A 12,258-nucleotide genomic window follows, 5' to 3' on the forward strand; every position below is an offset into this window, starting at 1 on the left:
GATTATCTTTACATCCCCAACAACTATCGTTTCACTGAATAAATTTTATCCAGATTTTATTCCAACTTTAAACTGCAAATTAGCTGTAATTGGAAATAAAACCGGAAAGTTAGCTGAAAAAAACGGACTGACTGTTGACTTGATGCCTGAAGACTTTACAGCCGAAGGCCTGATTGAAGAGTTCAAAAAACGTGAAATTACCAAAAAAACCATAGGCATTCCAAGAACCGCTTCTGCAAGGCCAGTTCTTCCACAGGAACTTGAAAAACTTGGAAATGAAGTGATTTTGGCTGAAGCATACAAATCATTGTTTCCAATGGATGAAAATGCGGTGCAGGAACTGATACGAAAAATCGAAAATAAGGAAATCGATGCAATCACATTTACAAGTCCTTTGACTGTTGAAAATTTCTTCCAGATAGCAGAGAATAAAGAAAAACTTGCACAACTGTTGAATGACAACCTGTTAGTTGTCTGCATTGGCCCGATTACCGCAAAGGTTTTGAAAAAATATAATATTGCCTACATTTACCCTGACACTTACACAGTTCCAGACATGATGGAATTATTATTCAAGACATGGAGGGAAGAAAATGAATGATAAGATAAGCATTATCCTACCAATATTTAATGTTGGAGACCATCTTAGAGGTGGAATCGACTCTCTTATAAACCAAACAATTGGAAATGAAAATCTGGAAATAATCATGGTTAACGATTGCTCTACAGACGGATCAGACAAGGTAATCGATGAATATGCTGAAAAATACGATTGCTGTGTTGCAATCCATCATGAAACCAACAGCGGCGGCGCTCACACCCCCCGTAACACAGGTATCGAAGCGGCCACCGGTGACTATATCATGTTTTTAGACCCTGACGACAGATACACTCCGGATGCATGCGAGACATTATACAATACAATCAAAAAATACGATGTCGACATGGCATTTGCAAGATTCAGAAGAATATTCGAATACGGAGGATATGTCCAGAAATCCTACTCCCCTTATGAGGATGAGCTTGAAAAGGCATATCCTAATGAAACCTTTGAGTCTGCAAACTTTTTGGATATTCCGGACGTCATATGGGACAATGTTGTTGAAAGGGTTCTTTACGGTAAAAACCTGGAGGTAACCTATCCAAGAGACAAGCCAATCGACATAATCCATGTTGACAATATTGAAGAGGAGCCTGACTTATTGAAAATGCAGCCTTCAGTATGGTGTAAAATCTACAGAAGAGAACTGATAATGGACAATAATATCCGCTTCAAGAAGTTCGTTTCAGGAGATGATCTTGCATTTACCCTGGAAGCCCTTTTAAACTCAAACGGAATCGTATATCTAAACAATTTCATCTCCTATGATTATTATATTCGCGATTTGCCGGATGACAAATCCATTACCAATACCGTCAATGTAAGGCTTCTTGATGAGCTGATGGAATCCTACATTTACTGCAGAAAACGTACCGAAGGATTTTCAAAGGATGTTCAGAACGTTTCCATCAATCCGCACCTGCTTCACTGGATGCACACATGGAAAAATTCACCGTTTACAAAAGAAGAGAATAGATTATTATTGAAAAAGGTAAACAGACTTAGAAAGATTCATAAAACCGATTTTAAAACTAGAATGCTATTGGGCTCAATGACAACTGCCATTGAGTCAAGAATACAGATTTCAAAGGAGTGAAATGATGGCTGATTATAAATATGTAATTGTCGGCGCAGGTCTTTCAGGCCTGACAATAGCCGAAAGAATAGCCAATGAACTGGATGAAAAAGTCCTCGTCATTGAAAAGAGAGACCACATAGGCGGAAACGTATATGACTTTTATGACAACGGCATCTTAATCCAAAAGTACGGACCTCACATCTACCATACAAACGACAAGAAAGTTCACGATTACCTTTCACAATTTACAGAATGGAACGATTATGTCCACAGGGTTTTAAGCTGCGTTGACGGAAAACTCGTGCCTATGCCTATTTGCATCGATACATTGAATGCATTATATGACCTTGATTTGGATGAAGACTCCATGCGCCAATGGATTGATGAACATAAGAAGGATCCGAAGACGTGGTTTTAAAGAATGCCGGCCGTGACATTTACGAAAAATTATTTAAAAACTACACAGAAAAGCAATGGGGAACATCAGCTGCCAACTTAAGCTCCAGCGTAATTTCAAGAATCCCATTCAGGTTCAATCATGACGACAGATACTTTGCAGATACCTATCAAGGAATGCCGAAAGAGGGTTTCACCAAAATGTGTGAAAATATGGCAAAAAGCGACAATATCCACATAGGTCTCAAATCAGATTATAAGGATTACATAGATAAGATAAACTATGAAACCCTAATCTATACAGGTCCGATTGATTACTTTTACGATTACAAATACGGAGAACTGTTATACAGATGTCTTAACTTCGTTTATGAAATTTTAGATGAGGATTCATTCCAGGAAGTTGCCGTAGTCAACTATCCCAATGACCCTTACTTTACAAGAATTACCGAGTTCAAGAAATTGACCTGGCAGGAAGTGGAAGGAAAAACTGCAATCATGAGAGAATATCCCGGATTCAACGGTGAGAAATGCTACCCTTACCCGACACAGGAATATCTCGACAAGTTCAAGTTATATGAAGCTGAAATGGAAAAAGAAGAAAACGTGATATTTGCGGGAAGACTAGCCAAATACAAATATTACAATATGGATCTGGTTGTCCGAGAAGCATTGGACATCTTTGAAAATCAAATTAAATAGGTGAAAATATGATTACTGTATGGCCACAATATATGGATAAAAACTTAAGCCTTTCTGAAGGCCGCAAAATTGCAAAAAACGACTGCATTAGCGAACCGACAGTTAAGGACATTGAAACCGCATTGAAAAGACTTAATTTAAAGTATAATGTACAAAAAGAATTTTCATATCCTGGAAAATGGTATGAAAAATCCGGAAGAGTACTGGTGGAATGGGAAGGAACAAAATTAGACCTCATTCGTGAAATTAGTTTAAAGATTAAAGAAATAAGAAATTGATTACTATGGAAATACCACAACAAATGTCTGAACAATACCAAAAAGCCAAAGAGATAATTGAAAACTCCGAAGACATCAAGATATACTCACACATTGACTGTGACGGAATCTGTTCAGGCGCTATATTATCAACCATCCTAGATAGGCAAAACAAGGAACATGACATCGAATTCGTTAATCTGGATGTCCTGGACGACATTGACCTGGACCATGAACTCACAATATTTTCCGATTTGGGTTCAGGCCAAAGAATTGATACGAAAGCACGTGAAGGCCAGAAGATAATTATCCTGGACCACCACCCCCCATTAAGAGACCCAGACTATAAAGACGACAAAGACTACACTTACCTTGAAATCAATCCGATTCATCACGGAATTGATGGGTCATACTATGTCTGCGGCGGAGGATTATGCTATTTTCTTGCAAAAGAATTCGGATATGATGACTTGAGTTGGATCGGTGTTCTTTCAGCCATTGGAGATATGCAGAATACCAAAACAGGTCGTTTTGAAGGTTTAAATAAGATTATTCAGCAAGATGCAATTGACGGAGGATATCTTCAGCTGACCGAAAACGACATCAACATTTACGGAAGAAATACACGGCCGCTATTCGTTGCACTTTCATATTTCAGTGACGTCAAGCTTCCGATTACCAACAATACAACTGAAACCATGGCAATACTGGAAGAATTGGGAATAGATGAAAAGCACAACAGAAAAACCTTAAATGAACTTACTATGGATGAGAAGGTCAAGCTGTTCCAAAAACTTCTTGAAATGATTTCCAAAGTTGTTCCGGGAAGATATGTCAAATATATACCCCAACTGATTATTGGAGATTCATATACCTTTTTAAAAGAAGATGAAGACAGTTTCTTGAGAGACGGTTCCGAATTTTCAACAGCAATGAACGCTTGCGGAAGAAACCATGAAGAAAAGGTAGCCATGGAAGTTTTAAAGGGAGATAGAATTGAAGCTCTTGACGAACTTGAAGCCATAAGCAAAACCCACCGTTACAATCTGGCAACATCCATTACACAGATTGCTGAAAGTGATGAAGCCAATATTATAGAACTGGAAAACCTCCAGTATTTTGATGGAACAGGAATCAAGCCAGAAATAGTCGGGACTGTTGCAGGAATGATTTTGGGATACTGCAATTGGAAAAAACCAGTAATAGGATTTGCACAAACCGATGAAGAAGGTCTTAAGATTTCACTTAGATGCTCCAGACTCTTATCCTATGACGGAATTCATTTTGGACATATAATTCGCAAGATTTCCAGCGAAGTTGGAGGCAGTGGAGGAGGACATGCAATGGCATGCGGTGCATACATTCCAATCGATAAAAAAGATGAATTCATAGAACTATTCAATCAGGAATTGGAAGGAAAATTAACAAACTAATATATACTAATAACAAAATAAATAAATATATCATATTAAATTAGAGAGATGAAAAAATATGAAAGCATTTAAAAAAAGAGGTGCACTTACACATTTTCAAATTTTAAGTGAAATATCTAAACAAGATCCTCACCTCAAACAAAAAGATTTGGCTAAAAGTTTGGGAATTACAATACAAGCGGTTTCCGAAAATATCAAAACATTGATGGAATTAGGTTATATCACTTCCAAAGATGGCAGATCTCCTTATAAAATAACTCAGGCAGGTATTGATAAAGTTAAAAGAGATGCCATCAGTTTAAGAAAGTATACTGATTCCGTTTTAGAAACTATGAACCATTACAAAACCATATGGCCAGCAATAGCAACTGAAGATTTGAAAAAGGATGACATTGTCGGATTGTATATGGAAGATGGAGTTCTTTATGCTCATAAAAAAGAGGAAAATGCAACAGGTATGGTTTTAGATGATGCTGAAGCAAATAGCGACGTATCACTATCCAATCTTACTGGAATCATTGACATGAGTGTTGGGGAAGTTACTGTTATCAATGTTCCTACAATAAAGGATGGCGGTTCAAAGTCATGTGATTTGGAATTAATAAAAAACATTTATAAAAATGGAACAAACAGCGGACATGAAATCGATAAAATCGCTGTTGCAGGTACTGTTGCACGTGCTGTTGCAAATAAGCTTGATATACCAATCGACATCGAATTTGCAGCCCCTCAAGCAACTGCCAATGCGGCCCGTAAAGGATTGAATGTTATTGCAATATGTGTTGGGGATATGAGCAAGGCATTTATCCGTGAACTTGAAAATGAAAAAATCAAATTTAATATTATAGATGGCGGGAAATAACTAATTTTCCCTCATCATTTTTAATAGACCAGCAGCCATTTCATCAACTGTAAACTCCTTTGAAGAATTCTTTTTTATTATCTTCAGATAGTCATCCAGATTATCGTTTTTAATTGAGTTTTTAACCTTATCAAGAATTATCTGATTTTTTAATGCATTCATTTCTTTATCAGTCGGCAAATCCTTTTCAATTATTTTTACATTGCTTTTGCGTTTGATATTTTCAAATAAGAATGAATCTCTGGAAGTGACTAAAGTAAATGCAAAACCTGCATTTCCAGCCCTGGCGGTTCTTCCGATTCTGTGAACATAATCATCAAAATTTTGAGGAACATCATAATTGACAATGATATCCAGATTGGAGATATCCAATCCCCTTGCAGCCACATCCGTTGCAACCAGATAATTGATATTTCCATTTCTGAACCTGTTCATTACCTTATCCCTTATCTTTTGTGTCATGTCCCCATGCAATGCATCAGATGAATAATCATTCTTTTTTAAATTTTTAAATACAAAATCAACGCCTTTTTTAGTATTGCAGAAAATCAATGCAGATTTGACATCATAAGCCTCCAATAACCTGCACAAATCCTTGAATTTATATTTGGGATTAGTCCTGAATGAATATTGAGTGATTTTTGGAGTTGTCTTCTTATTGGATTTGATTTTGATGAATTTTGGATTTTTCTGATAATTTTTAGCAATTTTTTTAATTTCCTGAGGTATTGTAGCGGAAAATAGCAAAGTCTGCCTTTGGCGAGGAGTATTCTTTAAAATTGTTTCAATATCCTCTCTAAAACCCATGTCAAGCATTTCATCCGCTTCATCCAAAACAACACTTTCAATGCCAATCAATTCAAGATTGCCTCTTTGAATATGGTCAATTACACGTCCGGGAGTTCCAACAACAACATGGACACCTTTCTTAAGGACTCTTGTTTGCTTTCCAATAGGCTGGCCTCCATAAACGGCAAGAACCTTGAATTTTTTAATGTATTTCGCAAGTTTTTCAATTTCGCCAGCCACTTGAATGCACAATTCCCTTGTTGGACACAAAATGATGGCCTGAGGAGATTTATCGGCAATGAAAATCTTTTGAAGAATTGGAATGGAATAGGCAATTGTTTTTCCACTTCCTGTTTGTGCCTGAGCGGTAATGTCTCTACCTTTTAATCCAAGAGGAATCGCCTCTTTTTGAATGGGAGTTGTGTTTTTAAAACCCATTTCACTAACTGCTTTTTTAATTTCATCCAAAATATCCAAATCATTAAATTTCATCATTATTAATATTTAAAAAAACAGTTATTTAAATTAGCTTAGTCTGGTAGGACTTTTGAGGAAAATCATGCAGGTACTCAAATATTTCATCAGGAGTGTTTAAAATATTGTTTTTGGAGGTTTTCCTTTCAAATAACCTCATTAAATTATCGCTTTCAGGAGATGGAATCGAATAGCTATTGCCATATTCCCTGACATATCTCTCTTTAAGACCCGGAAAATTCTCATCCAGCTTTTTATAGAAATATTCCCTATTGCCTTTCCTTAATGTGAGACCCATTCCAAAGCACAGCACTCCCTTTACATTGGTTTCAATGCATGAATCCAAAAGAGAATTGATGTTTTCATCATTATCGTTGATATATGGCAGAATTGGACATAGCCAAACAACGGTTGGAATTCCTTCTTCATTTAAAATATAAGTATTGCAGACATTTGGCTCCAAAACAGAGCACAATTCATCATCGGAAGTTGTCAATGTCATTTGAATCACAACTTTTGATTTGGAATTGATCTTTTTAAGCAAATCCAAATCCCTTAAAAGCAAATCTGACTTTGTAATGCAGGTAAAACCGAATCCGTATTTGTAAATCAGTTCAAGTGACTGCCTGAGATATCTTAAATGCTTTTCCAATGGAACATATGGGTCAGTCATTGCTCCGGTTCCAATCATAGCCCTTGGCCTTTTAATCAATTCCTTTTTAAGCAATTCTATGGAGTTTTTCTTTACTTCAATGTCCTCAAACTTATGGTCCATGCCATATACCTCACTTCTGGAATCGCAGTATATACATCCATGAGTGCATCCCCTATAGAGGTTCATTCCATTATTTTTTGAAAGAATGCTTTTTGACGAAACGTAGTGCATGAAAATATTTTGAACAGGAAAATATTTAAAGCATACCCAAGAGCGGCTGTAAAGTAATAAGTATCAAGAGAAATAAAATAAAATTATGCAACAGAAAAACATTACAGGATATGGAAAAGAATATGAAATTAAAAAGCATCCTGATATAAAAGGAGTTCAAATAATTGAAGGAAAAAACAATTTCCCGATTAGTTGGCTCAACCAGCAAGGATATTGTGAATACCAGATATATCTCGAATACATGAAAGGAATAGAAACTGCACCTACAAGTGCAATGACACATGGAAGCGAAATTCACAACCAGCTTGAAAACATATTCAAGCAGGATGCAACACCTGCAACATTTGAAGAGGTTGTTGAAACATCCAAAAGCGAAGCAAGCATGTCAAGAGAATGCTTTGTAATTTCACCAAGCTACGGAATAAGAGGATACATTGATGAAATCTGGATGACACCAGAAGAAATTGTAATAATTGATGACAAACCTGGCAGAACACCATACCAATCAACAATGAATCAAGTAAGGGCATACTGCCTGGCCTTCAAAGACATGACAAACGATTCAAGGATGATAAAGGGAGCTTTAAGAGAACGTGGCACAAACAACCTATTCTGGATTGAAATTTTTACTCCTGAAATTGAAAAGGAAATTGAATTTACAATAAATAGGATGCAAGGATTATTGGATAGCTCAAAACCATTCATTCCAACCAAAAATCCAAACAAATGCAGATCCTGCAGATACAAAAGGTATTGTGAACACTACAAAAAAGGATAGCCATGAACAAGCAAAAACTCTCAGTGATATTTTTAATCATATTCATTTTAGGCATTTCACTGACAATAGCTAATTCGCTAATGAACGACACACATACAATCGAGAACAAAACAGGAACACTGACTATTGAAAACAAGACCATAAACTACGAAAATGCAGGAAAATGCGTTGAAGTAATAGACGGCAACACAATACAGGTCTACGGCGTGGGAAAAGTTCAACTGTCCCAGGTGAAGACCCCTCAAAAAAATGAATCTGGATTCAGCGATGCAAAGAAATTTGTTGAAGACAAATGTCTTGGAAAAACAGTATATCTTGATATAGACAATGCACAGCCTAAAGACAAATATGAACGAACACTAGCCATCGTATATACAGACTCAGAAGACATAAACAAAGCACTGATTGAAAATAAGCTGGCTGAAATATCATATTTCGAGCCAAGTGAATTTAAAAAGGGTGAAATATGAGTTAAACAACTCTATTCAAACCCAAATATATTTTATTTTTATTATAAACATTATCTAAAATTTCATTCCATTCTTCAGAAGTGATGCGACCCTTTTTTGGAATCAAATTGTCTAGAGAAGATTCATTTATATTTAAGATATCTGCAAGAACATATGATAATGTTTTACCTGTCAATGACAAATCATAAGGGTCATAACCAGTCACAGCCAACACCCACAATTTTTCACGGGTTAATATCTTGTATTCTTTTTTAAGTGAATCAAACCAGCTGACAATCCTATTGCCATCACAGCCTATTCCATCACCAATGGAAATATAATAATCTTCACCGCTGAACTCAATGGATTTAATTGCATTATCGATTTTGGATTTGAGTTCCGGGGAATCAAGGCTCAATTCGAATTCATTATTTGTTATAAAATCAGAAACATAATTTTCAATTTCTTTTTTATTTTTAAAAAATCCGATAGGTTCCAGCCTATCCGAATCAATATCACACAAATCATAGATTAAATCTTCATCGACATCACAGATTTCATATCCTTCAAGCTTATGTGACTTGTATTCCTTAAAATCAATGCAGTAATTTTCCAAATCTTCTTTATTTAGATACCATAAAACTTGGATTTTCCTAATCATCTTATCAAATTAAAAAAAATAAAATAGAGAACTTATCTAAGCTCATCAATCACAACAGTTTTTGTAACGCTTCCAAGGAACCTATTATTTCCTGCACCTAATAATTTACCGATAAGCCAATCGAAAATAACTGGAATCCAATAAATTTTAGATAAATTACGAACAATAGCCTGAGCCCAATTTATCCTTGCACCGTTTCTTGATCTGACTTCCAAATACATTAAAGCTTTACCCACAGTAGCGCCTTTGGACTTTTCAAGCACTATGAAGTATATCAATATTATAATAGGCAGTACTATTGGGAAAAACTGATAAACTGCAAATGTTTCATATGGATTCATTAAGAAATAACATAAATATGATACAATCCACATGAATGCGGAAACAACAAAAAAATCAAGAATGTATGCAATCACTCTTCTTGTAAATACACTTGCCATTTAAACACCTCAACAAACTCTTGGAACTGGATCTGCTATTGGTGCTTCAAGAATTCTTTCACCACCAATAGGAGTATTAACAATTACATAATCTCCTTCAACCACTTCACCAATAATTGCAGCATTTTCACCATATTTTTCACCCTTAATTGCCTCAAGGATCTCATCAGCCTTATCGGCCTTAACTCCCATAACCACTTTTCCTTCATTGGCTACTTCAAATGGATCAATACCCAACATTTCGGATACAGCATGAACTTCTTCTTTTATTGGGATTGAATCTTGCTCTAAAACAACACCAACACCCGCTTTTGAAGCCATTTCATTAATAGCATTAGCAAAGCCACCGCGAGTAGGATCTTTCATTGCTGTAACTCCTCCAATTTCTAAAGCTTTATTAATAATATTCCACATTGGAGCAACATCAGATTTTAAGTCAGTTTCAAAACCGAAACCTTCTCTGAAAGACATCAAACTCATTCCATGGTCGCCTAAGCTACCTGTAACAATAATTTTGTCTCCAACTTCCAAAGTTGAATCACGAATCACTTCACCTTTTTTAGCTATTCCAATACCTGTAGTCACCATTACAATTCCATCAAGCTTATCTTGTGGCATTACTTTAGTGTCTCCAGTAATTACTGCAACATCAACCTCACTGCAAGTCTCATTTAAGGACTTCATTATCTTGTCCAAATCTTCAATTGGAAATCCTTCTTGCATGATTATTGCATTAGAAATAGCTAATGGACGAGCACCCATTACAGAAACATCATTGATAGTTCCTGCCGCTGAAATTCTACCGATATCCCCGCCAGGGAAGAATAATGGATCGATAGTATGACCATCAGTTGTGACGACAATCTCATAATCGCCTAATGGGATAGATGCACCATCATCCAAATCATCTAAGCTAATACCACCATTTACACTCTTTTTAGTGATATTATCCAAGACTGTGCTAGCTATTAAGTTAGCCATTACTTCTCCACCAGCACCATGATTCATATTAATTTTATCATCTGACATTTTATCTCCTAAAATAAATAATATTTAATGAAATAATATCTGTAAAAACAAGTATATAATTATTAGTTAAAAAGTTAAAAAAAAAAGAGAATTTAAATATGAAATATTTAAATTAAAATTCCGTTAATAACACCGTCTTGACCAGGTCTGGATGTTACTTTAGCATTACCTTCAGTGGTTTCTACAATAGCACCTTTGGTAATGATGTTCCTTCTTACGTAGTTAGGGTTTGCGGTGTTTTCTATTACTCCAAGAATATCTACTACTTGGGTTTTACCGTTAGCGTCAGTAACATTGATTTTATTACCTGTAGCTAATCTGAGTTTTTCGTTTCCGCCACGGGTTCTGATTTTTCTTAATTTTTTTTCATCTAATCTAGTTTCAGCAGGATCTCTTCCTAATTCTGATTTTCTTTTTCCACGGTTTGCAACATTTCTTGCACCAGATGGACTTCTAGTTGATTTTCCTTGAGAAATTGCCATTATTTCACCTAAATAAATATAATATATTAATTAATAATCGCGTCAATAAGACTCTTTCAATTAAAACTGTAAAGCAAGAAAAAATAACAGTTCAATTATGAGAGCAATAAAGAGCCCTAAAGAATAATGATAATAAAATATTACTTTTTCATTATATATAAATGTTTTATTTTTTGTTAAAAAAGGAGGAATTTTATTTTTTATTGTTTGAAATAAAATTATCAAGCAATCTGTCAAAATCTTCTTCACTGAGATTTTTATCCGAAGCCGCATCCAGTATTTTTTGAATTTCTTCTTCGGAAACGGAATCTCCTAAAAAATCAATCAGCAATTCCCTCAAATCACCATCATCAATATAAGCTTCCTTGGAAGATATTGAGTGGGAATTTCCATCATCATCCAAAATGTAGTATGGGACTTCCTTCATTTTTAATCCTCATCATTGACAAACTCATAATAGACTACATCATAAGGATCATCATCAAAACGCCATTCGTTAGGTTCATCCATTTCATCATCTTCCAAAAAGAGTTCATCATCGTCTGAACCTTCACCTTCAACTTGAATGACAATATTGACATCTCCTTCAAGGTTTTCAACATCAATTCCCAATTCATCCAAATCTATTACGATTTCATCTTCATCAGTACCTTCAGGAACCACAATAACAATTTCATCTCCAGGTTGAATATTGACTTTTTCATCACGCATATTATCACTCCATCAATCTATATTTCCTTCAAATAATTCTATAGAATTATTTTGGATATTGCTGGCCAATAAATAGCCTTTTGCAAATAATTCTTCCACATCTATATTACATTCAGGGCATACAAAACTTCCTTGAGTCAGTTCACTGCCGCATGAAGGACAAAAATTTATTGCAACCATCAAAATACCTCAACAATAATTATTATAATTTTAAACAAACTCATATTTAA

16 protein-coding genes and 1 pseudogene are annotated in these 12,258 nt (G+C 35.3%); 8 read left to right on the forward strand and 9 right to left on the reverse strand.

The window, feature by feature from the left end:
• From QZ143_RS02930 to QZ143_RS02960, 6 genes and pseudogenes are all read left to right on the forward strand, one after another.
• Positions 1 to 601 (forward strand): uroporphyrinogen-III synthase (locus tag QZ143_RS02930; RefSeq protein WP_292881045.1); only part of this gene is annotated, 601 nt, incomplete at its 5' end.
• Positions 594 to 1,697, forward strand: a complete 1,104-nt coding sequence (locus tag QZ143_RS02935; protein WP_292881048.1) for a glycosyltransferase — start codon at positions 594 to 596, stop codon at positions 1,695 to 1,697. The genes QZ143_RS02930 and QZ143_RS02935, both read left to right, overlap by 8 nt.
• A gap of 4 nt (positions 1,698 to 1,701) precedes the next feature.
• Positions 1,702 to 2,777, forward strand: a pseudogene (glf, locus tag QZ143_RS09930) (UDP-galactopyranose mutase).
• A gap of 8 nt (positions 2,778 to 2,785) precedes the next feature.
• On the forward strand, positions 2,786 to 3,055 hold the full coding sequence (locus QZ143_RS02950; RefSeq protein ID WP_292606971.1) for a signal recognition particle subunit SRP19/SEC65 family protein: 270 nt from the start codon (positions 2,786 to 2,788) through the stop codon (positions 3,053 to 3,055).
• A 5-nt stretch (positions 3,056 to 3,060) separates the two neighbouring features.
• Positions 3,061 to 4,467: a single-stranded-DNA-specific exonuclease RecJ gene (recJ, locus tag QZ143_RS02955; protein WP_292881060.1), complete on the forward strand. Its 1,407-nt coding sequence runs from the start codon at positions 3,061 to 3,063 to the stop codon at positions 4,465 to 4,467.
• 58 nt (positions 4,468 to 4,525) lie between these two features.
• Positions 4,526 to 5,329 (forward strand): winged helix-turn-helix transcriptional regulator, encoded by an 804-nt coding sequence (locus QZ143_RS02960; protein ID WP_292881063.1) that lies wholly within the window; start codon positions 4,526 to 4,528, stop codon positions 5,327 to 5,329.
• Here QZ143_RS02960 and QZ143_RS02965 read toward each other — a convergent pair whose 3' ends face one another.
• The gene (locus QZ143_RS02965; protein ID WP_292881066.1) at positions 5,330 to 6,610 is read right to left on the reverse strand and encodes a DEAD/DEAH box helicase; all 1,281 of its coding nucleotides are present in this window, start codon (positions 6,608 to 6,610) and stop codon (positions 5,330 to 5,332) included. It abuts the gene before it with no gap.
• A 28-nt stretch (positions 6,611 to 6,638) separates the two neighbouring features.
• On the reverse strand, positions 6,639 to 7,478 hold the full coding sequence (locus QZ143_RS02970; RefSeq protein WP_292881070.1) for a radical SAM protein: 840 nt from the start codon (positions 7,476 to 7,478) through the stop codon (positions 6,639 to 6,641).
• Between the two features lie 85 nt (positions 7,479 to 7,563).
• On the opposite strand from QZ143_RS02970, the gene cas4 reads away from it, so the two are divergent.
• Both cas4 and QZ143_RS02980 read left to right on the forward strand, forming a co-directional pair.
• Complete coding sequence (gene cas4, locus QZ143_RS02975) at positions 7,564 to 8,256, forward strand: CRISPR-associated protein Cas4 (protein WP_292606984.1); 693 nt, start codon at positions 7,564 to 7,566, stop codon at positions 8,254 to 8,256.
• 2 nt (positions 8,257 to 8,258) lie between these two features.
• Positions 8,259 to 8,726 (forward strand): thermonuclease family protein, encoded by a 468-nt coding sequence (locus tag QZ143_RS02980; RefSeq protein WP_292606986.1) that lies wholly within the window; start codon positions 8,259 to 8,261, stop codon positions 8,724 to 8,726.
• Between the two features lies 1 nt (position 8,727).
• On the opposite strand, the gene QZ143_RS02985 is transcribed toward QZ143_RS02980, so the two are convergent.
• From QZ143_RS02985 to QZ143_RS03015, 7 genes are all read right to left on the reverse strand, one after another.
• Complete coding sequence (locus tag QZ143_RS02985; protein ID WP_292881072.1) at positions 8,728 to 9,366, reverse strand: hypothetical protein; 639 nt, start codon at positions 9,364 to 9,366, stop codon at positions 8,728 to 8,730.
• Positions 9,367 to 9,398: 32 nt separating this feature from the next.
• The gene (locus QZ143_RS02990; RefSeq protein WP_292881074.1) at positions 9,399 to 9,806 is read right to left on the reverse strand and encodes an RDD family protein; all 408 of its coding nucleotides are present in this window, start codon (positions 9,804 to 9,806) and stop codon (positions 9,399 to 9,401) included.
• Between the two features lie 9 nt (positions 9,807 to 9,815).
• Positions 9,816 to 10,835: a hydrogenase expression/formation protein HypE gene (hypE, locus tag QZ143_RS02995; RefSeq protein WP_292881076.1), complete on the reverse strand. Its 1,020-nt coding sequence runs from the start codon at positions 10,833 to 10,835 to the stop codon at positions 9,816 to 9,818.
• 107 nt (positions 10,836 to 10,942) lie between these two features.
• The gene (locus QZ143_RS03000; RefSeq protein WP_292881078.1) at positions 10,943 to 11,317 is read right to left on the reverse strand and encodes a 30S ribosomal protein S8e; all 375 of its coding nucleotides are present in this window, start codon (positions 11,315 to 11,317) and stop codon (positions 10,943 to 10,945) included.
• A gap of 193 nt (positions 11,318 to 11,510) precedes the next feature.
• On the reverse strand, positions 11,511 to 11,744 hold the full coding sequence (locus QZ143_RS03005) for a hypothetical protein (protein ID WP_292881081.1): 234 nt from the start codon (positions 11,742 to 11,744) through the stop codon (positions 11,511 to 11,513).
• A gap of 2 nt (positions 11,745 to 11,746) precedes the next feature.
• The gene (locus tag QZ143_RS03010; RefSeq protein WP_292881084.1) at positions 11,747 to 12,028 is read right to left on the reverse strand and encodes a hypothetical protein; all 282 of its coding nucleotides are present in this window, start codon (positions 12,026 to 12,028) and stop codon (positions 11,747 to 11,749) included.
• A gap of 12 nt (positions 12,029 to 12,040) precedes the next feature.
• The gene (locus tag QZ143_RS03015; RefSeq protein ID WP_292606600.1) at positions 12,041 to 12,208 is read right to left on the reverse strand and encodes a hypothetical protein; all 168 of its coding nucleotides are present in this window, start codon (positions 12,206 to 12,208) and stop codon (positions 12,041 to 12,043) included.
• Between the last annotated feature and the right edge of the window lie 50 nt (positions 12,209 to 12,258).

The organism is Methanobrevibacter sp. UBA188 (assembly GCF_905234905.1).
GTDB lineage: Archaea > Methanobacteriota > Methanobacteria > Methanobacteriales > Methanobacteriaceae > Methanocatella.

Coding starts and splice junctions, on each gene's coding strand:
- QZ143_RS03005 (WP_292881081.1), bottom strand. CDS start 11,744: ATGAAGGAAGTCCCATACTACATTTTGGATGATGATGGAAATTCCCAC.
- QZ143_RS02965 (WP_292881066.1), bottom strand. CDS start 6,610: ATGAAATTTAATGATTTGGATATTTTGGATGAAATTAAAAAAGCAGTT.
- QZ143_RS03010 (WP_292881084.1), bottom strand. CDS start 12,028: ATGCGTGATGAAAAAGTCAATATTCAACCTGGAGATGAAATTGTTATT.
- hypE (WP_292881076.1), bottom strand. CDS start 10,835: ATGTCAGATGATAAAATTAATATGAATCATGGTGCTGGTGGAGAAGTA.
- QZ143_RS03015 (WP_292606600.1), bottom strand. CDS start 12,208: ATGGTTGCAATAAATTTTTGTCCTTCATGCGGCAGTGAACTGACTCAA.
- QZ143_RS02950 (WP_292606971.1), top strand. CDS start 2,786: ATGATTACTGTATGGCCACAATATATGGATAAAAACTTAAGCCTTTCT.
- QZ143_RS02970 (WP_292881070.1), bottom strand. CDS start 7,478: ATGCACTACGTTTCGTCAAAAAGCATTCTTTCAAAAAATAATGGAATG.
- recJ (WP_292881060.1), top strand. CDS start 3,061: ATGGAAATACCACAACAAATGTCTGAACAATACCAAAAAGCCAAAGAG.
- QZ143_RS02985 (WP_292881072.1), bottom strand. CDS start 9,366: ATGATTAGGAAAATCCAAGTTTTATGGTATCTAAATAAAGAAGATTTG.
- QZ143_RS02990 (WP_292881074.1), bottom strand. CDS start 9,806: ATGGCAAGTGTATTTACAAGAAGAGTGATTGCATACATTCTTGATTTT.
- QZ143_RS02980 (WP_292606986.1), top strand. CDS start 8,259: ATGAACAAGCAAAAACTCTCAGTGATATTTTTAATCATATTCATTTTA.
- QZ143_RS02935 (WP_292881048.1), top strand. CDS start 594: ATGAATGATAAGATAAGCATTATCCTACCAATATTTAATGTTGGAGAC.
- QZ143_RS02960 (WP_292881063.1), top strand. CDS start 4,526: ATGAAAGCATTTAAAAAAAGAGGTGCACTTACACATTTTCAAATTTTA.
- QZ143_RS03000 (WP_292881078.1), bottom strand. CDS start 11,317: ATGGCAATTTCTCAAGGAAAATCAACTAGAAGTCCATCTGGTGCAAGA.
- cas4 (WP_292606984.1), top strand. CDS start 7,564: ATGCAACAGAAAAACATTACAGGATATGGAAAAGAATATGAAATTAAA.